The organism is Streptomyces sp. CBMA152, assembly GCF_014596475.1.
Taxonomy (GTDB): Bacteria; Actinomycetota; Actinomycetes; order Streptomycetales; family Streptomycetaceae; genus Streptomyces.
In genome coordinates, this window is the sequence record NZ_MECJ01000033.1 from 316,844 (window position 1) to 338,264 (window position 21,421).

The 21,421-nt window shown below is 70.2% G+C and carries 21 protein-coding genes; 12 read left to right on the top strand and 9 right to left on the bottom strand.

Features of this window, described 5'->3' with window-relative positions:
* The first annotated feature begins 22 nt into the window (after positions 1 to 22).
* Complete coding sequence (locus BG418_RS34480) at positions 23 to 649, top strand: TetR family transcriptional regulator (RefSeq protein ID WP_188277994.1); 627 nt, start codon at positions 23 to 25, stop codon at positions 647 to 649.
* Here the strand turns inward: BG418_RS34480 and BG418_RS34485 are convergent.
* From BG418_RS34485 to BG418_RS34495, 3 genes are read right to left on the bottom strand one after another with little or no spacing between them, the layout of a single operon-like run.
* Entirely contained in the window at positions 646 to 1,497 is an 852-nt protein-coding gene (locus tag BG418_RS34485) for a hypothetical protein (protein ID WP_188277995.1), read from the bottom strand. The genes BG418_RS34480 and BG418_RS34485 overlap by 4 nt on opposite strands.
* Positions 1,494 to 2,147, bottom strand: a complete 654-nt coding sequence (locus BG418_RS34490; protein WP_188277996.1) for a response regulator — start codon at positions 2,145 to 2,147, stop codon at positions 1,494 to 1,496. The genes BG418_RS34485 and BG418_RS34490 overlap by 4 nt, the downstream gene beginning before the upstream one ends.
* Positions 2,135 to 3,382 (bottom strand): histidine kinase, encoded by a 1,248-nt coding sequence (locus BG418_RS34495; RefSeq protein ID WP_188277997.1) that lies wholly within the window; start codon positions 3,380 to 3,382, stop codon positions 2,135 to 2,137. Before BG418_RS34495 ends, BG418_RS34490 begins: the two co-directional genes overlap by 13 nt.
* 177 nt (positions 3,383 to 3,559) lie before the next feature.
* Here BG418_RS34495 and BG418_RS34500 point away from each other — a divergent pair, with 177 nt between their 5' ends.
* The gene (locus tag BG418_RS34500) at positions 3,560 to 3,991 is read left to right on the top strand and encodes a hypothetical protein (RefSeq protein ID WP_188277998.1); all 432 of its coding nucleotides are present in this window, start codon (positions 3,560 to 3,562) and stop codon (positions 3,989 to 3,991) included.
* Between the two features lie 100 nt (positions 3,992 to 4,091).
* Here BG418_RS34500 and BG418_RS34505 read toward each other — a convergent pair whose 3' ends face one another.
* Positions 4,092 to 5,474, bottom strand: coding sequence for a glycine--tRNA ligase (locus tag BG418_RS34505; RefSeq protein WP_188277999.1), 1,383 nt, complete (start codon positions 5,472 to 5,474; stop codon positions 4,092 to 4,094).
* Positions 5,475 to 5,674: 200 nt separating this feature from the next.
* On the opposite strand from BG418_RS34505, the gene BG418_RS34510 reads away from it, so the two are divergent.
* The 9 genes from BG418_RS34510 to BG418_RS34550 all read left to right on the top strand — a co-directional run bounded on the left by BG418_RS34510 (position 5,675) and on the right by BG418_RS34550 (position 16,182).
* Positions 5,675 to 6,619: a metal ABC transporter substrate-binding protein gene (locus BG418_RS34510; protein ID WP_188278000.1), complete on the top strand. Its 945-nt coding sequence runs from the start codon at positions 5,675 to 5,677 to the stop codon at positions 6,617 to 6,619.
* Between the two features lie 47 nt (positions 6,620 to 6,666).
* On the top strand, positions 6,667 to 7,425 hold the full coding sequence (locus tag BG418_RS34515; RefSeq protein ID WP_188278001.1) for a metal ABC transporter ATP-binding protein: 759 nt from the start codon (positions 6,667 to 6,669) through the stop codon (positions 7,423 to 7,425).
* Positions 7,426 to 7,427: 2 nt separating this feature from the next.
* Positions 7,428 to 8,321, top strand: coding sequence for a metal ABC transporter permease (locus BG418_RS34520; protein WP_188278002.1), 894 nt, complete (start codon positions 7,428 to 7,430; stop codon positions 8,319 to 8,321).
* 57 nt (positions 8,322 to 8,378) lie between these two features.
* The gene (locus BG418_RS34525) at positions 8,379 to 8,789 is read left to right on the top strand and encodes a Fur family transcriptional regulator (protein ID WP_188278003.1); all 411 of its coding nucleotides are present in this window, start codon (positions 8,379 to 8,381) and stop codon (positions 8,787 to 8,789) included.
* A gap of 281 nt (positions 8,790 to 9,070) precedes the next feature.
* Positions 9,071 to 9,733: a ScbR family autoregulator-binding transcription factor gene (locus BG418_RS34530; protein WP_188278004.1), complete on the top strand. Its 663-nt coding sequence runs from the start codon at positions 9,071 to 9,073 to the stop codon at positions 9,731 to 9,733.
* A gap of 345 nt (positions 9,734 to 10,078) precedes the next feature.
* A complete protein-coding gene (locus BG418_RS34535) occupies positions 10,079 to 11,836 on the top strand; it encodes a biotin carboxylase N-terminal domain-containing protein (RefSeq protein ID WP_188278005.1) in 1,758 nt (585 codons plus the stop codon).
* 10 nt (positions 11,837 to 11,846) lie between these two features.
* Positions 11,847 to 13,703, top strand: a complete 1,857-nt coding sequence (locus tag BG418_RS34540) for a 2-oxoacid:acceptor oxidoreductase subunit alpha (protein WP_188278006.1) — start codon at positions 11,847 to 11,849, stop codon at positions 13,701 to 13,703.
* On the top strand, positions 13,696 to 14,760 hold the full coding sequence (locus BG418_RS34545; protein WP_188278007.1) for a 2-oxoacid:ferredoxin oxidoreductase subunit beta: 1,065 nt from the start codon (positions 13,696 to 13,698) through the stop codon (positions 14,758 to 14,760). Before BG418_RS34540 ends, BG418_RS34545 begins: the two co-directional genes overlap by 8 nt.
* Before the next feature lie 162 nt (positions 14,761 to 14,922).
* The gene (locus BG418_RS34550) at positions 14,923 to 16,182 is read left to right on the top strand and encodes a cytochrome P450 (RefSeq protein ID WP_188278008.1); all 1,260 of its coding nucleotides are present in this window, start codon (positions 14,923 to 14,925) and stop codon (positions 16,180 to 16,182) included.
* A 50-nt stretch (positions 16,183 to 16,232) separates the two neighbouring features.
* On the opposite strand, the gene BG418_RS34555 is transcribed toward BG418_RS34550, so the two are convergent.
* Positions 16,233 to 17,078: an NAD(P)H-binding protein gene (locus BG418_RS34555; RefSeq protein ID WP_188278009.1), complete on the bottom strand. Its 846-nt coding sequence runs from the start codon at positions 17,076 to 17,078 to the stop codon at positions 16,233 to 16,235.
* Positions 17,079 to 17,089: 11 nt separating this feature from the next.
* Positions 17,090 to 18,001, bottom strand: a complete 912-nt coding sequence (locus BG418_RS34560; protein ID WP_317453857.1) for a ScbA/BarX family gamma-butyrolactone biosynthesis protein — start codon at positions 17,999 to 18,001, stop codon at positions 17,090 to 17,092.
* Positions 18,002 to 18,199: 198 nt separating this feature from the next.
* On the opposite strand from BG418_RS34560, the gene BG418_RS34565 reads away from it, so the two are divergent.
* On the top strand, positions 18,200 to 18,859 hold the full coding sequence (locus BG418_RS34565) for a ScbR family autoregulator-binding transcription factor (protein WP_188278011.1): 660 nt from the start codon (positions 18,200 to 18,202) through the stop codon (positions 18,857 to 18,859).
* A gap of 31 nt (positions 18,860 to 18,890) precedes the next feature.
* Here the strand turns inward: BG418_RS34565 and BG418_RS34570 are convergent, their stop codons facing one another.
* The 3 genes from BG418_RS34570 to BG418_RS34580 all read right to left on the bottom strand — a co-directional run bounded on the left by BG418_RS34570 (position 18,891) and on the right by BG418_RS34580 (position 21,299).
* A complete protein-coding gene (locus tag BG418_RS34570; protein WP_188278012.1) occupies positions 18,891 to 19,724 on the bottom strand; it encodes an isoprenyl transferase in 834 nt (277 codons plus the stop codon).
* Between the two features lie 16 nt (positions 19,725 to 19,740).
* Entirely contained in the window at positions 19,741 to 20,490 is a 750-nt protein-coding gene (gene recO / locus BG418_RS34575; protein WP_188278013.1) for a DNA repair protein RecO, read from the bottom strand.
* A gap of 89 nt (positions 20,491 to 20,579) precedes the next feature.
* Complete coding sequence (locus BG418_RS34580) at positions 20,580 to 21,299, bottom strand: TerB family tellurite resistance protein (protein ID WP_317453858.1); 720 nt, start codon at positions 21,297 to 21,299, stop codon at positions 20,580 to 20,582.
* Between the last annotated feature and the right edge of the window lie 122 nt (positions 21,300 to 21,421).

The window sequence follows — 21,421 nt, forward strand, 5'->3', positions numbered from 1 at the left end:
GGCGCCGGGTAACGTCAAGGTCATGAGTACGGAACCACTGACCGCCGAGCGCATCCTCGAAGCGACCGAGGAGGTGCTGCGCCGCCACGGCCCGGCGAAGGCCACGGTCGTCGACGTCGCCCGCCAGCTCGGCGTCAGCCACGGCAGCGTCTACCGCCACTTCCGTACGAAGTCGGCGCTGCGGGAAGCCGTCACCAAGCGCTGGCTGGACCGCACGACGCTGCAACTCGGCGTCATCGCGGACGACGAGCCCAAGGACGCCGAGTCCACCCTGCGCGACTGGCTGGCGAAGCTGTTCGAGGCCAAGCGCCACAAGGCGGGCGACGACCCCCAGCTGTTCGCCACGTACGAGGTGCTGCTCGCGGAGAACAGCACGGTGGTCGAGGACCACATCGCGGACCTGGTCGCCCAGCTGGCCCGCATAGTCCACGCGGGCGTCCAGCGCGCCCAGTTCACCACGCCGACCCCCGACGAGTCAGTGGCCCGAGCCCTCTTCGACGCCACAGGCCGCTTCCACGACCCGGCGTACGCGTCCCAGTGGCAACGCCCGGGAATCGAGGCAGAGTTCGAGGCGGTGGTGGACCTCTTGATACGAGGCCTGCGCGCCGCAACCCCGGCGAGCCAGGGGCGCGCCCCCGGGGACGCCTAGTTCCAGCTGGCGTATCGGGCGGTCGCCGCGCCCGACCCGGTAGAGATCGTGAGCAAACGATCAGACGCCGGGTCGACCAACGCGTCGTCGACATCCCGCGCGCCCGACCCCACGGACCCCGCCACCCGATACCGAGACCCCGGAGGCAGGGAGACCTCCACACTCCCCGAGCCGGAGGACGCGCTGACCCGCCGAGGCGGAGTCACGAACTCCAACGACGCCTGCCCCGACCGCACCCGCATCTCCGCCGAGGCCGACCCGATCGCGGACCCGCTGAACGACCCGGAGTCGACGGACCCGGTGATCGGCCCGCGTACGCCGTACAACTTCACACTGCCCGACCCGGCCCGCACATCGACCGGGCCGGTGAGGCCGCTGACCCGGACCGTGCCCGAGCCGCTCTTCACGTTCAGCTCGACCCCGGCCGGGACGGTCAGGTCGAGCTGGACCGAGCAGTCCAGGCCCGTGACGGAGAGCAGACCGCCGCACTCGGGCCGCAGCCTGAGGGTGTCGCCGTCCCACACCTTGGTGACCTTGGGCTTGCGCAGCGACCAGGAAAGCCGCTCCTTGACCCGGACTTCACCGTCCGCACCGGGCCCGATGGTCACCGCGGCGCTGCCCGAGTCGATCTGGACGGCCCGCACCGGGTGGTGGTCGTTCGTCTCGACACTGCTGTGACTGGCCTCGCGGCCGAAGAACTCCCCGTACATCCCGAAGACGAGCGGAGTAACGATGAACAACGCGCTGAGCACGGCGACCAGGATCCACCGCCCCCGGTGCTGGGGCCGATCCCCGCCCGGACCGGAACCGGGGCCGCTCTCCGTACGTATGCCCGTGCTCGTACTCACGACCCGCCGTCCAGGAACCGCAGCACGGCGAGGACGCGGCGGTGGTCGCCGTCGGCGACGGGCAGGTCGAGCTTGGCGAAGATGCTGTTGATGTGCTTGGCCACCGCGCTCTCGCTGACGACGAGTTGCACGGCGATGCCCGCGTTGGAGCGGCCCTCGGCCATCAGGGCGAGGACTTCGCGTTCGCGCGGGGTCAAGCGCTCCAGCGGATCCGCGCCGCCACCCCGGCGCAGCAGCAGCTGGGCGACGACCTGCGGGTCGAGCGCGGTGCCGCCGCCCGCGACCCGCTTGAGCGCGTCGATGAACTCCTCGACGTCGGCGACCCGTTGCTTGAGCAGATAGCCGATGCCGCCGGTCTGCGCGGTGAGCAGATCGGCCGCGTACCGCTCCTCCACGTACTGGGAGAGCAGCAGTACGGAGGTGTCCGGCCACTGCTGACGGATCATCAGGGCGGCGCGTACGCCTTCGTCGGTGAAGCCCGGCGGCATCCGGACGTCGACGAGCGCGAGCTTGGGCCGGTGCTCCTCGACGGCGGCGAGCAGCCCATCGGCGTCGTCCGCCTCGGCGGCGACCTCGAACCCGGCTATCTCCAGAACCTTGACAAGACCTATCCGCAGCAGGATCGAGTCCTCGGCGATCACAGCCCGCACGGCAACTCCACAGTGATGACAGTCGGGCCCCCGTGGGGGCTGTTGATCCGGATCGTTCCGTCCACCGACCCTACGCGTTTGCCCAGGCCCCGCAGTCCGGTGCCGCCGGCGGCGTCCGCGCCGCCGACCCCGTTGTCGCAGACGGTCAGGGTGAGCAGGTCGGCGCGGCGGCGCACATGGACGGAACAGCGCGTCGCGCGGGCGTGCTTGGCGACGTTCGCCAGTGCCTCGGAGACGACGAAGTAGGCGACGGCCTCGACAGTGGGCGCGGGGCGCCGGTCGATGTCGACGGTGAGCTCGACGGGCAGCGGGGCGCGGGCGGCGATGCCGGAGAGCGCGGCGTCCAGGCCGCGGTCGTCGAGGACGGCCGGGTGCAGTCCGCGCACCAGGCTGTTCAGCTCCTCGATGGCCTCCTTGGCCTCGCGGTGCGCCTCGTCGATGACGGCCCGGGCGTCGGGCGGCAGATCGGTGAGGGTGGCCCGGGCCAGGCCCAGGTTCATGGCGAGCGAGACGAGCCGCTGCTGGGCGCCGTCGTGCAGGTCGCGCTCGATACGGCGGCGTTCGGCGTCGGCGGCGTCCAGTACTCCGGCGCGGCTCTCGGCCAGCGTCTCGACCCGCCGCTCCAGCTCCTTGGCCCGGTTGGGGCCGAGCAGGGCGGCCGCCGCGTGGGCGTCGAGGCGGGCGGTGGCGGCGGCGAACCAGGGCGTACTGAGCAGCAGCAGGAGGCCGCCGACGGTGAGCAGGACGTACTCGTCGGTCCAGCCCGGCATCCGGTCGTCCATCGGCAGCGCCCACACCCAGGAGAAGACCAGCGCCCCCGCGAGGCCCGCCGCCCATGAGCAGACCACCAGCACACCGGCCGTCGCCGCGAGCGGGGCGACGAGGAGGTGGTAGCCGTACTGCCGCCAGGTCGACTCCGACCGCAGCCGCTCGACGAGCCCGCGCCAACTCAGCTTGCGGCTGCGCCAGGCGATGTGCGGCACGTCGAGGCCGAGCAGCGACCAGAAGCGGCTGCGCTGGAGGGTGGTGAGCAGCGGATTGACGACGAGGACGAACAGCAGGGCGCTCGGGGTGTGTCCGGGGGCCGCGACCATGTACGTGAAGGCGGCCGCGGCGGGCAGCGCGAGGGGAACGCCTGCCACGGCGAAGGTGGTGTTGCGCCAGGCCCACGCCGACCAGGGGGCGTGTGCGGCGGCCCAGTCGAATGCGCGCCGCAGCGGGCCGGGAGTTGCCATGTGCATACCGTAAATGCCCTGGTCGGGGCCGCGCCATCACGCTGCTGCCCGCCCGGGGGTGTAGCTGGCACCACCCCTGTTCCGGACGACCGCGCTACTGACCTGGACGGCCGGAACGACGAAGCTTGTGATCATGCCCGGTGGACGGACCTCCGGGCCGGAAGGAGCCCCGTCGCCATGACGCTCGTCGCCCCGCAGATCCGCACCCGCCGTACGACGTCCCGTACCGGTGCCGGTGTCGCGGGCCTGCGCCGGCCGCGTCTGGCCACGCTGTTGACGGGCGCCGGGGTCGCGCTGCTGCCGTGGATGGTCGTCCTGGCGCAGACGCTGCCGCAGACCACGGAGGTCTCCAACTGGTCCGCGGCGTGGATCGGCCTCGACGCGCTCCTGGCCGTGGGCCTGACCGGAACGGGCGCGCTGCTCAAGCGCGGTGACGCTCGGGTGGGGCAAGCTGCCGCGGCGACGGGGGCGTTGCTTTTGGTGGACGCCTGGTTCGACGTGATGACTTCGGCCCCGGGCCCGGAGTTCACCACGTCCGTGGTGCTGGCGCTGTGCGCGGAGTTGCCACTGGCGGTGGCGTGCGGGGTGCTTGCGGCGCGGCGACCGTAAGCAAAGGGCCTGGCCCCGTACTGCCGAACAGGCGGTACGGGGCCAGGCCTTTAGGGGCGCGGGGAACTGCGCGACCAGCCCCCACGTACCCGCAGACGAATCAGCAACCCAGCAGTCGGCTACCCAGGTAGGACTGGATCTGGTCCAGGGAGACGCGCTCCTGGGACATCGTGTCGCGCTCGCGGACGGTCACCGCGTTGTCGTCGAGCGTGTCGAAGTCGACGGTGACACAGAACGGCGTACCGATCTCGTCCTGACGACGGTAACGGCGACCGATCGCGCCCGCGTCGTCGAACTCGATGTTCCAGTTCTGCCGCAGATCCGCCGCCAGCCCCTTCGCCTTCGGCGAGAGCTGCGGGTTGCGCGAGAGCGGCAGGACCGCGACCTTGACCGGCGCCAGACGCGGGTCGAGGCGCATCACGGCGCGCTTCTCCATGACGCCCTTGGCGTTGGGCGCCTCGTCCTCGCTGTAGGCGTCGAGGAGGAAGGCGAGCATGGAGCGGCCGACACCGGCGGCGGGCTCGATGACGTACGGGGTCCAGCGCTCACCGGCCTCCTGGTCGAAGTACGACAGGTCGCTGCCGGACGCCTTGGCGTGCGCCGAGAGGTCGTAGTCGGTGCGGTTGGCGACACCCTCCAGCTCGCCCCACTCGCTGCCGCCGAACTGGAAGCGGTACTCGATGTCGGCGGTGCGCTTGGAGTAGTGGGAGAGCTTCTCCTTCGGGTGCTCGTACCAGCGCATGTTCTCCTCGCGCAGGCCAAGGCCCGTGTACCAGTTCCAGCGCTCCTGCATCCAGTACTCCTGCCACTTCTCGTCCTCGCCCGGCTTGACGAAGAACTCCATCTCCATCTGCTCGAACTCGCGGGTGCGGAAGATGAAGTTGCCGGGCGTGATCTCGTTGCGGAAGGACTTGCCCATCTGGGCGATACCGAACGGCGGCTTCTTGCGCGAGGTCTGCTGGACCTGGCCGAAGTTGGTGAAGATGCCCTGCGCGGTCTCGGGACGCAGGTAGGCGACCGAGCCGCTGTCCTGGGTCGGGCCGAGGTGGGTGGAGAGCAGACCCGAGAAGTTCTTCGGCTCGGTGAAGGTGCCCTTGTTGCCGCAGTGCGGGCAGCTGAGGTCGGCGAGGCCGTTCGCGGGCTCCTTGCCGTGCTTCTCCTCGTACGCCTCGATCAGGTGGTCCGCGCGGAACCGCTTGTGGCAGGAGGTGCACTCGGTGAGCGGGTCCGTGAAGGTGGCGACGTGGCCGGAGGCCTCCCAGACCTCGGTGGCCAGGATCACCGACGAGTCGATACCGACGACGTCCTCGCGCGAGGTGACCATGTAGCGCCACCACTGGCGCTTGAGGTTCTCCTTCAGCTCGACACCCAGCGGCCCGTAGTCCCAGGCGGCACGCTGACCACCGTAGATCTCGCTGCACGGGTAGACGAAGCCACGGCGCTTGCTCAGGTTGACGATGGTGTCGATCTTGTCGGCGGCCACGGTGCTCTCTTCATTACGACGACGACGAACGGCGAATGCCCCAGGGTAGCGGCGGCCTGCACCCCTGGATCAAATCGGTATCCGGGACCGGCGTCGACGAAGGCCCGCGAAGCGGTCGCGGACAGCCTTGACGAGGGCTTGGCCAGGGCTTGACGGGGTCTTGTTGACAATCGTTTCCAGTTTTGTTGAAAATGAGTGTCATGAACGTACGACGCCTCATACCCGCCGCCGCCCTGTCCAGCGCCGTGGTCCTCGGCCTGACCGCCTGCTCGGGCTCGTCCACCGCGGGCAGCAAGGACGGCAAGCTCGACGTGGTGGCGTCGTTCTACCCGATGCAGTACCTGGCCGAGCAGATAGGCGGCTCCCACGTCGCCGTCTCGAACCTCACCAAGCCGGGCGTGGAGCCGCACGACCTGGAGCTCAGCCCGAAGCAGACGGCCTCGCTCGGCGAGGCGGACGTCATCGTCTACCTCAAGGGCATCCAGCCCGCCGTGGACAAGGCCATCGACCAGTCCGGTGTGAAGCACACCGTCGACGCGGCGAGCCTGACCAAGCTGGAGGACCACGGCACCGAGACCGGCCCGGGCCACGAGGGCCACGCCCACGAGGGCGACAGCGAGGCCGGCGCCGACCCGCACATCTGGCTGGACCCGGTGAAGTACGCCGAGGTCGCCAAGGGCGTCGGCAAGACCCTGGAGCAGGCCGACCCGGATCACGCGGCGGACTACAAGAAGAACACCGACACCGTGGTGAAGAACCTCGGCGCGCTGAACGACAAGTTCACGGCGGGCCTGAAGAACACCGCGACGAAGACCTTCATCACCACCCACTCCGCCTTCGGCTACCTCGCCGAGCGCTACGGGCTGACCCAGGAGGGCATCGCGGGCATCGACCCCGAGGCCGAGCCGAGCCCCGCCCGGATCAAGGAGCTCCAGTCGCTGGCGAAGAAGGACCACGTCAACACCGTCTTCTTCGAGACACTGGCCAGCGACAAGACCGCCAAGACCCTCGCCAAGGACACCGGCCTGAAGACGGATGTCCTGGACCCGCTGGAGGGCATCACCAAGAAGTCCAAGGGTGCCGACTACCTCGCGGTGCAGGAGGCCAACCTGGCCGCGCTCCAGAAGGCACTCGGCGCCAAGTGACGACCACGACTCGGCGATCCGCATCCGACGCATCGGAGGCAGCAGCGATGGAACCCGTCATATCCCTGCGCGGGGCCACGGCCACGCTGGGCTCGCGCCCGGTGCTGCGCGGCATCGACCTCACCGTCCAGCGCGGTGAGGTCGTCGCGCTCCTCGGCGCCAACGGCTCCGGCAAGTCCACCGCCGTGCGCTCGGTCATCGGCCAGGTGCCGCTCACCGGTGGCGCGATCGAGCTGTTCGGCACCGAGCTGAAGCGCTTCAAGGACTGGGCGCGCGTCGGTTACGTACCGCAGCGCACCACCGCCGCGAGCGGAGTGCCCGCCACAGTCCGCGAGGTCGTCTCCTCGGGGCGTCTGTCCCGTACGAAACTGGGCCTGCTCTCCAAGGCGGACCGGGCGGCCGTGCGCCGGGCCATCGAGCTCGTGGGCCTCGCCGACCGCGCCAAGGACTCGGTGAACGCGCTCTCCGGCGGCCAGCGCCAGCGCGTCCTGATCGCCCGCGCGCTCGCCTCCGAGCCCGAGCTGCTGATCATGGACGAGCCGATGGCGGGCGTCGACCTGGCCAGCCAGGAGATCCTCGCCGCGACCCTGCGCGAGCAGGTCGCGGGCGGCGCGACCGTGCTGCTCGTGCTGCATGAACTCGGGCCCCTGGAGCCGCTGATCGACCGCGCGGTGGTGCTGCGCGACGGCTGCGTCACCCACGACGGCCCGCCGCCCAAGGCCACCGGCCAGCACGCGCTCCCGGGCCACGACCACGTCCACCCCCACTCGGCCGCCGAGCCGATCCGCACAGGACTGCTGACCTGATCATGGAAATCCTCCAGACCGCCTTCATGCAGCGGGCGCTCATCGCGGCCGTCCTGGTCGGCATCACCGCCCCCGCCGTCGGCATCTACCTGGTGCAGCGCCGCCAGGCGTTGATGGGCGACGGAATCGGCCATGTCGCGATGACCGGCGTCGGCCTCGGCTTCCTGCTCAACAGCAGCCCGGTGTGGATGGCGACACTCGTCTCCGTCGTCGGCGCCGTCACGATGGAACTGATCCGCGCGTACGGCAAGACGCGCGGCGACATCGCGCTCGCCATGCTCTTCTACGGCGGCATGGCGGGCGGTGTGCTGCTGGTCAACCTCTCGGACACCGGCTCCAACGCCAACCTCTCCTCGTACCTGTTCGGCTCGCTCTCCACCGTCTCCGACTCGGACGTCACCTCGATCTGCCTGCTCGCTGCGTTTGTGGTGCTGGTCACGGTCGGCCTGCGGCGGCAGTTGTTCGCGGTCAGCCAGGACGAGGAGTTCGCACGGGTGACGGGTCTGCCGGTGCGCGCCCTCAACCTGCTGATCGCGGTGACCGCCGCGATCACCGTCACGGTCGCGATGCGGGCCGTCGGGCTGCTGCTCGTCAGCGCGCTGATGGTGGTCCCGGTCGCCGCCGCCCAGCAGATCTCGCGCTCGTTCGTGGTGACGTTCGTCCTCGCGGTGGTCATCGGTACGACGGTCACGCTGGCCGGAACGGTCACGTCCTACTACCAGGACGTGCCGCCCGGTGCGACGATCGTGCTGCTCGCCATCGGCGCGTTCATCGCGCTGACCGCACTCGCGGCCCCCTTGGCGCGACGGCGCGCGCGGGTGGCCGAAACCGCCGCCCAGGAGTGCACCCTGGAGGTACCGGGGGCACGGACCGCGGCGGACGAGGCCACGGTCTGACCCCGACCTGGCAGAATGGCCCGACGACGTGAGCGGGCGAGGGTAAGGGAGGCACCTGTGGCGACGGCTGGATCACCTGTACGCGGCCGGTCCACCCGGCAGCGGGCCGCCGTGGCGGCGGCCCTCGACCAGGTGGACGAGTTCCGAAGCGCGCAGGAGCTGCACGACATGCTCAAGCACCGGGGCGACTCGGTGGGGCTCACCACCGTCTACCGCACCCTGCAGTCCCTCGCCGACGCCGGCGAGGTCGACGTGCTGCGCACCAGCGACGGCGAGGCCGTCTACCGCCGCTGCTCCTCCGGCGACCACCACCACCATCTGGTCTGCCGGGTGTGCGGCAAGGCGGTCGAGGTCGAGGGCCCGGCGGTCGAGAAGTGGGCCGAGGCGATCGCCGAACAGCACGGCTTCGTGAACGTGGCGCACACCGTGGAGATCTTCGGTACGTGCGAGGAGTGCGCGGCGAAGTAGTCGGCGCACGGTAGTTGGCATCCGCCGGAAGGGGGTGCGGGCGCAGTGGCCCGCACCCCCTTCTGCATGCCCTGGCTCGCCCCTCCCGCACCATTCGCTGTTTGCCGCCACAAACAGCACGTCCGGTTCTGTGCCGGGGTCGGGTACCGCTGTTTCCAGCCGCTCAGAACTCCTTCAAGCCAGACTCCAGGGAATTAAGAAACCATCGCGTCGGTTTCTATAGACTCGCGTACGCATGCCATGCCCATGCCTATGCCCCTGCCGGACAACGGAGTGACACGATGAGCAAGCAGCAACGCGCGGAGCGGACGCGTCAGACGCTGATCCTCGCCGCGGCGGAAGTGTTCGACGCGGACGGCTTCGCACCGTCCTCCCTGACCGCGATCAGCACCCGGGCCGGCGTCAGCAACGGGGCGCTGCACTTCCACTTCGTCAGCAAGAACGCCCTGGCCGAGGCGGTCTGCGAGAACGCGATGGCGTCCCTGCGGCAGATCGCCCGCCCCCGGCAGGCCGAGCACGGACGGGCGCTCCAGGTCCTCGTCGACACCACGCACGCGCTGGCGTTCCGGCTCGGCGACGACGTGGTCCTGCGCGCCGGGTTCGGGCTCAGCTCCGACGCGACCTGGAAGGGCACGACCGATCTGCGCCAGTACTGGGTCGACTGGGTCGGCGAGGTCCTGACCGGAGCGGCCGCCGAGGGCGCACTCGCCGAGGGGGTCGTCGTGGACGACGCCAAGGCGGTGATCGCGGCGACGACGGTCGGCTTCGAGGCGATGGGCCGCGCCCATCCCCGCTGGTTCTCCCGCCAGATGTTCGGCAGGTTCTGGCGCCTCCTCCTCCCCCGCCTGGCCCGAGCCGACGCCCTGGACGCCCTGAAGCCGGACGGCAGCCCGGGCTTGATGGCAGCGATCGGCACCCCGGGGATGGCGCCTGCGCTGGCGTAGGTCTTTGGGGGCGCGGGGAACTGCGCGAGCAACCCAGCACGGTCTGCAGACGAATTCGCAAATAGGAACTCGCGTTCCGCAAGAATTTCGCACAATTCCCCGTGGTGGAGCAACGGTGGCGAAGCCGTCCGACCTACGAGGGCGCAGGGCCCAAACCCCCTGCACAGAAGGGGGTTTGGCGGCCAAGCCAGCACGCGGGGCAGCGCGTGAGATCACCGCACGGTGGACAACTGCGGAGTAACGCCGGATACGTTCCCTCCACGATGCTTCGAGGGTGGCGCTGTACAAACAACCGGCGTTCCGTTCCGATCTTTCCGCTCAGCACCCGCAAGTTGAGGAGCCGTCGTGCGCAAGGTGCTCATCGCCAACCGTGGCGAAATCGCTGTCCGCGTTGCCCGGGCCTGCCGGGACGCCGGGATCGCCAGCGTAGCCGTCTACGCCGACCCGGACCGGGACGCTCTGCACGTCCGCGCGGCCGACGAAGCATTCGCTCTGGGCGGTGACACCCCGGCCGCCAGCTACCTGGACATCACCAAAGTCCTCCAAGCAGCCGCCGACTCCGGCGCCGACGCCATCCACCCCGGCTACGGCTTCCTGTCGGAGAACGCCGACTTCGCCCAGGCCGTCCTCGACGCCGGCCTGACCTGGATCGGCCCGCCCCCGCAGGCCATCCGCGACCTGGGCGACAAGGTCGCGGCCCGTCACATCGCCCAGCGCGCCGGAGCCCCGCTGGTCGCAGGCACCCCCGACCCCGTCTCCGGTGCCGACGAAGTCGTCGCCTTCGCCCAGGAGCACGGCCTGCCGATCGCCATCAAGGCCGCCTTCGGCGGCGGCGGACGCGGCCTCAAAGTCGCCCGCACCCTCGAAGAAGTCCCCGAACTCTACGAGTCCGCCGTCCGCGAGGCCGTTGCCGCCTTCGGACGCGGCGAGTGCTTCGTCGAGCGCTACCTCGACAAGCCCCGCCACGTCGAAACCCAGTGCCTCGCCGACACCCACGGCAACGTCGTCGTCGTCTCCACCCGCGACTGCTCGCTCCAGCGCCGCCACCAGAAGCTCGTGGAAGAGGCCCCCGCACCGTTCCTCTCCCCGGAGCAGAACGCACAGCTCTACAGCGCCTCCAAGGCGATCCTGAAGGAAGCCGGCTACGTCGGCGCGGGCACCGTCGAGTTCCTCGTCGGCGTCGACGGCACGATCTCCTTCCTTGAGGTCAACACCCGCCTCCAGGTCGAACACCCGGTCACCGAAGAAGTCACCGGCATCGACCTGGTCCGCGAGATGTTCCGCATCGCCGACGGCGAAGCCCTCGGCTACGACAACCCGGCGGTGCGCGGGCACTCCTTCGAGTTCCGCATCAACGGCGAAGACCCGGGCCGCAACTTCCTGCCCGCCCCCGGCACCGTCACCACCTTCAACCCGCCCACCGGCCCGGGCGTGCGCCTGGACGCGGGCGTCGAATCCGGCTCGGTCATCGGCCCGGCCTGGGACTCGCTGCTGGCGAAGCTGATCGTCACCGGCGCCACCCGCGAACAGGCCCTCCAGCGCGCCTCCCGCGCGCTTGCCGAGTTCAATGTCGAGGGCATGGCCACCGCCATCCCCTTCCACCGCGCCGTCGTGGTCGACCCCGCCTTCACCAGCGACCCCTTCACCATCCACACCCGCTGGATCGAGACCGAGTTCGTCAACACCATCCCGGCGTTCGTCCCCCCGACGGCCGACGGCGACGACGAGTCCTCGACCGAGCGGGAGTCCGTGGTCGTCGAGGTCGGCGGCAAGCGGCTTGAGGTCTCGCTGCCCGCCTCCCTCGGGATGACGTTGGCCCGTACGGGACTCGCGGCGGGCGCCAAGCCCCAGCGCCGCGCGGTCAAGAAGTCGGGCTCCGCCGTCTCGGGCGACGCGCTCGCGTCGCCGATGCAGGGCACGATCGTCAAGGTCGCGGTCGAGGAAGGCCAGGAGGTCAACGAAGGCGACCTCATCGTGGTCCTCGAAGCGATGAAGATGGAACAGCCGCTCAACGCCCACCGCTCCGGCACCATCAAGGACCTTGTGGCGGAAGTGGGTTCGTCCGTCACGTCCGGTGCCACCATCTGCGAGATCAAGGGCTGAGGAGTCACCCATGCTGAAGGAAGTCAAACGTCTCGATCGGGTGATCATCCGTTTCGCGGGTGACTCGGGCGACGGCATGCAGCTGACCGGTGACCGCTTCACCTCGGAGACCGCCTCGTTCGGCAACGACCTCTCCACGCTGCCGAACTTCCCGGCCGAGATCCGCGCCCCCGCAGGCACCCTCCCGGGCGTGTCCAGCTTCCAGCTCCACTTCGCCGACCACGACATCCTCACCCCCGGCGACGCACCCAACGTCCTCGTCGCGATGAACCCCGCCGCCCTCAAGGCCAACCTCGCGGACGTGCCGCGCGGCGCGGACATCATCGTCAACACCGACGAGTTCACCAAGCGCCCCATGGCGAAGGTCGGTTACGAGACCTCCCCGCTGGAGGACGGCTCCCTGGAGGCGTACAACCTCCACCCGGTACCGCTCACCACGCTGACGGTGGAAGCGCTCAAGGAGTTCGGCCTCCCCCGCAAGGAGGCCGAACGCAGCAAGAACATGTTCGCGCTCGGCCTGCTGAGCTGGATGTACCACCGCCCGACCGAGGCCACCGAGGCGTTCCTGCGACAGAAGTTCGCCAAGAAGCCGGAGATCGCCGAGGCGAACGTCGCGGCCTTCCGCGCGGGCTGGAACTTCGGCGAGACGACCGAGGACTTCGCGGTCTCGTACGAGGTGGCCCCCGCCACCACCGCGTTCCCGCCCGGCACCTATCGCAACATCTCCGGCAACCTCGCCCTCGCGTACGGTCTGATCGCGGCGGGCAAGCAGGCGGACCTGCCGCTCTACCTGGGCTCGTACCCGATCACCCCGGCCTCGGACATCCTGCACGAGCTGTCCAAGCACAAGAACTTCGGCGTACGGACGTTCCAGGCCGAGGACGAGATCGCCGGTATCGGCGCGGCCCTGGGCGCGGCCTTCGGCGGCTCCCTCGGCGTCACCACCACCTCCGGCCCCGGTGTGGCGCTCAAGTCCGAGACGATCGGCCTGGCCGTCAGCCTCGAACTGCCGCTGCTCATCGTCGACATCCAGCGCGGCGGCCCCTCCACCGGCCTGCCCACCAAGACCGAGCAGGCCGACCTGCTCCAGGCGATGTACGGGCGCAACGGCGAAGCCCCGGTCCCGATCGTCGCGCCCAAGACCCCGGCCGACTGCTTCGACGCGGCCCTGGACGCGGCCCGTATCGCCCTGTCCTACCGCACCCCGGTCTTCCTGCTCTCCGACGGTTACCTGGCCAACGGTTCCGAGCCGTGGCGAGTTCCCGACGCCGAAGAACTCCCGGACCTGCGCGTCCAGTTCGCGACCGTGCCCAACCACACGCTGGCCGACGGCACCGAGGTGTTCTGGCCGTACAAGCGCGACCCGCAGACGCTGGCCCGCCCGTGGGCCGTCCCCGGCACCCCGGGCCTTGAGCACCGCATCGGCGGGATCGAGAAGCAGGACGGCACCGGCAACATCTCGTACGACCCCGCCAACCACGAGTTCATGGTCCGCACCCGGCAGGCGAAGATCGACGGTGTCGAGGTCCCCGACCTGGAGGTCGACGACCTCGGCGGCGCCAACACCCTCGTCCTCGGCTGGGGTTCGACCTACGGCCCGATCACCGCGGCCGTCCGCCGGCTGCGCGCCGAGGGCGTGCCCATCGCGCAGGCCCATCTGCGCCACCTCAACCCCTTCCCGAGGAATCTCGGCGAGGTGCTGAGGCGTTACGACAAGGTGGTCGTCCCCGAGATGAACCTCGGCCAGCTCGCCACGCTGATCCGGGCGAAGTTCGTGGTCGACGCGCGGTCGTACACCCAGGTCAACGGAATGCCGTTCAAGGCCGAGCAGCTCGCGGAGGCCCTCAAGGAGGCCATCAATGACTGAGACGACGGCACATACCCTGCTCAGCCTGGTGCCCAAGGCCGAGGCCAAGCAGTCGATGAAGGACTTCAAGTCGGACCAGGAAGTCCGCTGGTGCCCCGGCTGCGGTGACTACGCCGTCCTCGCCGCCGTCCAGGGCTTCATGCCCGAACTCGGCCTCGCCAAAGAGAACATCGTCTTCGTCTCCGGCATCGGCTGCTCCAGCCGCTTCCCGTACTACATGAACACCTACGGGATGCACTCCATCCACGGCCGCGCCCCCGCCATCGCCACCGGCCTCGCCACCTCGCGGCGCGACCTGAGCGTATGGGTGGTCACCGGTGACGGCGACGCGCTGTCGATCGGCGGCAACCACCTGATCCACGCGCTGCGCCGCAACGTCAACTTGAAGATCCTGCTGTTCAACAACCGGATCTATGGCCTGACCAAGGGCCAGTACTCACCGACGAGCGAAGTCGGGAAGATCACGAAGTCGACGCCGATGGGGTCGCTCGACGCGCCCTTCAACCCGGTGTCCCTTGCCCTCGGCGCGGAGGCCTCCTTCGTGGCCCGTACGGTCGACTCCGACCGCAAGCACCTCACCGAGACCCTGCGCCAGGCCGCCGACCACCCCGGCACCGCCCTCATCGAGATCTACCAGAACTGCAACATCTTCAACGACGACGCCTTCGAGGTCCTCAAGGACAACGAGCTGGCGCAGGAGGCCGTGATCCGGCTGGAGCACGGGGAGCAGATCCGGTTCGGCGCCGAGCTGCACAAGGGTGTCGTGCGCGATCCGGCCACCGGTGACCTCCAGGTGGTCGAGGTGACGCCGGAGAACGAGTCGCGGATCCTGGTGCACGACGCGCACGCCGCGTCGCCGACCACCGCGTTCGCGCTGTCCCGCCTCGCCGACCCGGATACGCTGCACCAGACCCCGATCGGTGTGTTCCGCAGCGTGAACCGGCCGGTGTACGACACGCAGATGGCCGACCAGCTGGACCAGGCCATCGAGCAGCGCGGCAAGGGCGACCTCGCCGGCCTGCTCACCGGCAGCGACACCTGGACCGTCGTCGGCTGACGAACGCAGGGATCCAACGGGGACGCAAGGGGCCAAAAACCGACCCAAGTGTCAAACCGGTAGCCCGGTTTGTTAGTGTCCTCCCGCCCGCGCGTCTGGGGGGAGGGCACAGTAGTCGGCATGGCACGCACCCCCCGTTCCCGTCCCCTTCGGAGCACCTCCATGCCCCAGCACTGCCCGTTCGCCATCGACGCCTCCGGGGCCGACATCCACGGCGAGATCGCCCGTATCCGCGAGCGCGGCCCGGTCACCCGGGTCGAGCTGCCCGGCGGTGTGGCCGCGTGGTCGGTCACCAGCAACGACGTGGCCAAGAGCCTGATGACCGACCCGCGCGTCTCCAAGGACGCCGAACTGCACTGGCCCGCCTGGATCAACGGCGAGATACCCCGCACCTGGCCGCTCGCGATCTGGATATCGGTGCGCAGCATGATCACCGCGTACGGCGAGGAGCACAGCCGGCTGCGGAAGCTGACGAACCGGGCGTTCACCGCGCGGCAGACGGAGTCGCTGCGGCCGACGGTCGCGCGGATCGTCTCCGACCTCCTCGACAAGCTCGCGGACACCCCGCGCGGCGAGGCGGTGGACCTGCGCACGGCCTTCGCCGGGCCGCTGCCCGTCCAGGTGATCTGCGAGCTCTTCGGTGTCCCGGACGCCTCCCGCGACCGGCTCTGCCGACTGATCGACATCACCTTCCTGACGTCGGTGAGCGCGGAGGAGGCCGAGGCGAACGGGCGCGAACTGTACGCGGCGCTGCACGAGTTCATCGCGTACAAGCGCGCAGAGCCCGGCGACGACATGACCAGCGGCCTCATCGCCACCCTCCCCCATGGCCCGGAAGGCATGGGAGGTGCCCCCACCGAGGACGGCAGCGGTCTGACCGAGGTGGAGCTCGTCGACACCCTGCTGCTGATGATCTCCGCCGGGTTCGAGACCGTGGTCAACCTCATCGACCAGGCGGTGTACGCGCTGCTCACCCACCCCGAGGAGCTGGCGCGCGTCCGGCGCGGGGAGGTGGCGTGGGAGGACGTGGTCGAGGAGACCCTGCGCTGGGAGCCGCCGGCCGCCCATGTGCCGCTGCGGTACGCCGTGGAGGACATCGAGGCCGGGGGCGTACTGATCCGCAAGGGCGAGCCGATCCTGGTCGCGCTGGCAGGTCCGGGCCGCGACCCCGAGGTGCACGGCGACGACGCCGACCGCTTCGACCCGTCGCGCCCGCTGCGCCGCGAGCACCTGGCGTTCGGGCACGGCGTCCACTTCTGCCTGGGCGCGCCGCTGGCCCGGATGGAGGCGACGATCGCGCTCTCCGCGCTCTTCGAGCGCTTCCCGGACGTGGCCCTGGCCGAGCCCGGCGAACGCCTGCCGCAGCTCCCGTCGTTCATCTCCAACGGCCACCAGGCGCTGCCGGTCCTGCTGAACGGCTGACCGGCCGGGGCCCGCGCGCTACATACGTACTACGTACGTGAGGCCCGCGCTCACGCGAAGGCGCTCGCGTGGGCGCGGGCCCAGTCGGCGTACGACCGGGCCGGGTGGCCTGTCAGTTCGCGGACCGTGTCCGACACCCCGGCCTTGGCGCCCGCCCGCTGGCGTTCGGCGCTGTGGAGCAGCGCCTCGGCCACCGGCTCGGGGTAGCGCTTCAGCAGGGCCGCACGCGCCCGCTCGGGGCCCAGCTCCTCGAACTTCAGCTCCCTGCCCACGGCTTCGGAGAGCTGCGCGGTCTGCTCGACGGCGGTGACGGCCCCAGGGCCCGACAGGGCGTACGCCGCGCCCTCGTGCGCCTCGGGCGCGCCGAGCACCTCTGCCGCCACCTCCGCGATGTCGCGCGGGTCGACGGTCGCGTTGGGCGCATCCCCGTACAGCGCGCGCACCACGCCCTCGGCGCGCACCGAGGGCACCCAGGACAGGGTGTTGGTCATGAACGCCCGGGGCCGCAGCAGCGTCCAGGCAAGGCCCGACTCCCGTACGACCGTCTCGTTCTCGCGCTGGCGACACGTGATGAGGTCGGTCGCGGCCGGGTCGGCGACGGCGAGCGCGGAGAGCTTGACCAGATGCCGCACCCCGGCGGCGCGGGCCGCCGCGACGAAGTGGGCGTCGTCGGGCTCGGTCATGCTGTTGGTCACCAGGAAGGCCGCGTGTACGCCGTCGAGCGCGCGTTCCAGGCTGTCTCGGTCACCGTACGCGCCGGGCACGACCTCGACCGCCGGGCCCGTCACCGTCACCCGTTCCGGGGTTCTGGCCAGGATCCGCAGCGGGCCCCGCGCCGCGAGCAGCCGGGCGACCTCGCCGCCCACGGTCCCGGTCGCGCCGGTCACCAGAATCATCTGACCCTCCATCAACTTCCGTGCGGCGCCGACAGGGTGGCCAGGAAGACCAGGCTGTCGTCCTGGTGGCCGGTGACCTGCACGGCGCGTGTTCCGGGCCGCGCGTCCGGCGCGTCGGACACCTGGATCCAGCACGGTGTGCCGAACTCCGCGTACCGGTGGAACGCTATGCCGCCCGCGAGCGGGACGAACGGCCGGGGTCCGAGGGTCGCGCAGGCCGCCTGCCGGGCCGCCTCCAGGAGCAGCATGCCGGGTATGTGGTCGTTGGGGCGCTGGAAGAGCGTGGGGTGCGTGGTGTCGACGCGCAGCCGCCAGACGCGCTCCTGCGGGAAGGGCGCGAGCACCACGTCCTCGGCGCGGGAGCGGCCCGCGAGATCGGCGGGTATCGGCGGCGGCAGGTGTTCCAGGACGCCCGGGAACTCCTTGTCGCCGCGCAGCCTGCGGTAGACGCCGGGGCTCAGGACCCGGGCCCGGCCGTTGCCGGTGGCCACCAGGCGGCCCCCGCGTCGCAGCGTCCAGTCCACCTTCAGCTGGGTGAGCCTGCCGCCGCGCCATTCGAGCTGGGAGAAGTCCAGCTCGACATCGATGAGGGCGGATTCGGCGCCGACGTCCAACTGGTCGGCGTGGCCCTCGTATTCGAGATCGGTGAGCATGAAATGCCAGTCGAGCGGAACTTCGTAGCCCGCGTGCACGATGAGCATCGCGGACTGGCGCATCGTCTCGACGACGAGCAGCGGGTCGTGCAGAGCGCCCGAGACTGGCTCGAAAAAGACGTGGTCGTGGGGCCAGCTCGCGGCGACCGAGAAGGTATGGTCACCGCGGCGCCGCCAGCCTCGCGGGAACGCGTCCGCGGGCCGGGCCCGGTGGACAAGTTCGGGCGAAACGGTGTGTACCGGGCCGCTGTTCAGGGCGTTTGAGGCCACGGTGCCGGTTATGTACTGGGCACCGGTCAAGACTGCCTGCGTTTTGGGCATGCTCCCCCCAGGGGCGTGTACCGAAAGACCGTAGTGGCGCGTCCCCTGATAAGATACAAACTAGACGGTTTTTTTCAAGACATTGGGGTAGGCGGCCCCGGAAAGCTTCACCGCGCTGACATCGCGGCGATACAACGAGGAGGCAGTGTGGCGAAGCAGGACCGGGCGATCCGTACCAGGAGGGCGATCCTGGAGGCCGCGGCCATGGTCTTCGAGAAGCAGGGGTTCCAGGCCGCCACCATCACGGACATCCTGAAGGTCGCCGGGGTCACCAAGGGCGCGCTGTACTTCCACTTCCAGTCGAAGGAAGCGCTCGCCCACGGGGTGCTCAGCGAGCAGGGCTCGGGTCCCGGGCTTCAGCCGCAGCCGATCAAGCTCCAGGAGCTCATCGACGCCGGCTCGATCCTCGCGCACCGGCTCCGTACCGACCACCTGGTACGGGCGAGTGTCCGCCTCACCCTCGACCAGCAGGCCCATGGCCTGGACCGCAGCGGGCCGTTCCGGCACTGGAGCGAGGTCAACGGCGAACTGCTCACCGTGGCGCAGCAACGCGGCGAGCTGCTGCCCAACGTGGTCATCTCCGACACGGCCGAGCTGTACGTGGGCGCCTTCGCGGGGCTGCAGATGATGTCGCAGATCCTCAGCGACTACCAGGACCTCTCACACCGCCACTCGGTCATGCAGCGCCACATGATGTCCAGCATCGCGGTGCCGTCGGTGCTCGCGGCCCTGGACTTCGCCGAGGACCGCGGCGCCCGTATCTCCGCCGAGCTGGAGGCCGCCGAGCGCGAGGCCGCCGGGGTCTGACCCCGGGCGGCCCGCAGGCGCCGATCGGGGTCTACTCGCCGGACTCCGGCTCCGGCTGGCCCTGGTTGGGGATCGCCCCGCCGAAGCGGCGGTCGCGCTGGGCGAACTCCAGGCAGGCGCGCCACAGGTCGCGGCGGTCGAAGTCCGGCCACAGCACGTCCTGGAAGACCATCTCCGCGTAAGCGCTCTGCCAGAGCAGGTAGTTGGAGGTGCGCTGCTCGCCCGACGGGCGCAGGAACAGGTCCACGTCCGGCATGTCCGGGTAGTACAGGTACTTCGCGAAGGTCTTCTCACTGACCTTCGACGGGTCGAGGCGGCCCGCCTTCACATCCTCCGCCAGCGCCTGCGCGGCGTCCGCGATCTCCGCCCGGCCGCCGTAGTTCATGCAGAAGTACAGCGTCAGCTTGTCGTTGTCCTTGGTCTGCTCCTGGGCGACCTGGAGCTCCTTGGCCACCGACTTCCACAGCTTCGGCATCCGGCCCACCCAGCGCACCCGGATGCCCAGTTCGTCGAGCTGGTCGCGGGTCTTGCGGATGAAGTCGCGGTTGAAGTTCATCAGGAAGCGCACTTCGTCCGGCGAGCGCCGCCAGTTCTCGGTGGAGAAGGCGTACAGGGAGATGCTTCCCACGCCCATCTCGATGGCGCCCTGGAGCACGTCGAGGACGCGCTCGGCGCCGATCTTGTGCCCCTCGGTGCGCGGCAGCCCGCGCTCCTTGGCCCAGCGCCCGTTGCCGTCCATGACGACCGCCACGTGCTTGGGCACCAGCTCGCCGGGGATCTTCGGCGGGCGCGCGCCCGACGGGTGCGGCTCGGGACTCGTGTACTCCCGGCGGGACCGGCCGCCCAGGATTCCGCGTCGTGCCATGTGGAGTTCTTCTCCCTCAGTTCTTCTCTACGTACCGCAGTGAGCGCAGGCCGCGCTCCAGATGCCAGTGCAGATAGGCCGACACCAGGCCGCTGCCCTCCTGCACGTGCCTCGGCTCGCTCGCGTCCGCCGTCGCCCAGTCCCCCGTGAGCAGCGCGCTCAGCAGGGCGACCGCCTCCGCAGAGGGTACGACGCTGCCGGGTACCCGGCAGTCGGCGCATATCACTCCGCCGCCGGCCACCGAGAAGAACCGGTTGGGCCCGTGGATGCCGCACTTCGCGCAGTCCTCGAAGCTCGGCGCGTAGCCGTTGACCGCGAGCGAGCGGAGCAGGAAGGCGTCCAGGACCAGGCCGGGCGCGTGCTCGCCGCGCGCGAGAGTGCGCAGCGCGCCGACGAGCAGCAGGTACTGCTGCACGGCGGGCTCGCCCTCGTTGTCGGTGAACCGTTCCGCCGTCTCCAGCATGGCCGTGCCGGCGGTGTACCGGGCGTAGTCGGTGACGATGGCGCCACCGTACGGAGCGATGGTCTCACTCTGGGTGCACAACGGCAGCCCCCGGCCGACCAGTTCGCTGCCGCGCGCGAAGAACTGCACGTCGACGTGCGAGAACGGTTCGAGCCGCGCCCCGAACTTGGACTTCGTCCGGCGCACTCCGCGGGCGACGGCGCGGACGCGGCCATGGCCGCGGGTCAGAAGCGTGATGATGCGGTCGGCCTCACCGAGCTTCTGGGTGCGCAGCACTATGCCGTCGTCCCGGAACAGACTCATGGGCCCATTGTTTCACCGGTTCCCGGGCGGCCGGACCGTCGGCCGAGCATCGCTCAACCGCCGAGCGCTGCTCTTACAAAGCAGATGTCTCAGGACGGCGTACGGGCCGCCGCCAGCAGCCGTGAGACGTCGTCCGCGCACAGCTGGAGCGCCCCGCCGACCGTCGTGAGGACTTCCCGCTCCGCCGGGCTGTACGGGCCGTCGGCGAGCGCGATGCGGGCGCCCTGGAGCAGGATCGACTCGCGGCCGGCCGGGGCCAGGTGCGGGGCCAGCGGCTCCAGGGACTCATGGAGCTCGATGGCGAGGGCCGCGCCGCACGGGTCGGCGTCGGTGTCGGCGAGGTAGCGGCCGGTGTCGGCGGCCAGCGCCTCGATGAGGGCGAGCAGCTGCTCCTCGGTGCAGTCGTCGTACCCGGCGGCGCGGACCGTGGCGGCCGCGGTGGCCGTGACCGTACGCGAGGAGGTGCCGCCTGCGGCGAGGACGGCGAGCGCGACGGTGTGGACCGCGTCCCGCAGCATCGCCGAGAAGCGGGTGGTGGTCGGGTGGTCGAGGGCGTCCATGCCGAAGTGGCTCTCGCAGGCGGCGCACTCCACCACGGGCCCCGCGTCCCCGCGCGAGAACAGCGGCACGCCGAACACCGCGAGGCGCCGACGGCCGGTCCTGCGGCGGAAGTTGCGGTCGCCCCCGCACTCCGGGCAGAAGAAGTCGCCGTCGCCGACGGTGGTCCACGATGTCCGGATCGTCCACACTCGTACGAGGATGCCTCGGGCGCGAGGGTTCGAACCGTCATATCCCCGGCCTTGCACCACCGCGCACCTCCGTAACGGTCCGGCAACACTGCCGCGTTGACGTGATGTTAGCCACATCGATGATGTGACGTCAGCACCCCGTAGGAAGGAGTGGCGCAAAGACGGCGCCCCACCGCCCGCAC

Coding starts and splice junctions, on each gene's coding strand:
- BG418_RS34480 (WP_188277994.1), top strand. CDS start 23: ATGAGTACGGAACCACTGACCGCCGAGCGCATCCTCGAAGCGACCGAG.
- BG418_RS34495 (WP_188277997.1), bottom strand. CDS start 3,382: ATGGCAACTCCCGGCCCGCTGCGGCGCGCATTCGACTGGGCCGCCGCA.
- BG418_RS34500 (WP_188277998.1), top strand. CDS start 3,560: ATGACGCTCGTCGCCCCGCAGATCCGCACCCGCCGTACGACGTCCCGT.
- BG418_RS34510 (WP_188278000.1), top strand. CDS start 5,675: ATGAACGTACGACGCCTCATACCCGCCGCCGCCCTGTCCAGCGCCGTG.
- BG418_RS34515 (WP_188278001.1), top strand. CDS start 6,667: ATGGAACCCGTCATATCCCTGCGCGGGGCCACGGCCACGCTGGGCTCG.
- BG418_RS34520 (WP_188278002.1), top strand. CDS start 7,428: ATGGAAATCCTCCAGACCGCCTTCATGCAGCGGGCGCTCATCGCGGCC.
- BG418_RS34530 (WP_188278004.1), top strand. CDS start 9,071: ATGAGCAAGCAGCAACGCGCGGAGCGGACGCGTCAGACGCTGATCCTC.
- BG418_RS34540 (WP_188278006.1), top strand. CDS start 11,847: ATGCTGAAGGAAGTCAAACGTCTCGATCGGGTGATCATCCGTTTCGCG.
- BG418_RS34545 (WP_188278007.1), top strand. CDS start 13,696: ATGACTGAGACGACGGCACATACCCTGCTCAGCCTGGTGCCCAAGGCC.
- BG418_RS34550 (WP_188278008.1), top strand. CDS start 14,923: ATGCCCCAGCACTGCCCGTTCGCCATCGACGCCTCCGGGGCCGACATC.
- BG418_RS34555 (WP_188278009.1), bottom strand. CDS start 17,078: ATGATTCTGGTGACCGGCGCGACCGGGACCGTGGGCGGCGAGGTCGCC.
- BG418_RS34570 (WP_188278012.1), bottom strand. CDS start 19,724: ATGGCACGACGCGGAATCCTGGGCGGCCGGTCCCGCCGGGAGTACACG.
- recO (WP_188278013.1), bottom strand. CDS start 20,490: ATGAGTCTGTTCCGGGACGACGGCATAGTGCTGCGCACCCAGAAGCTC.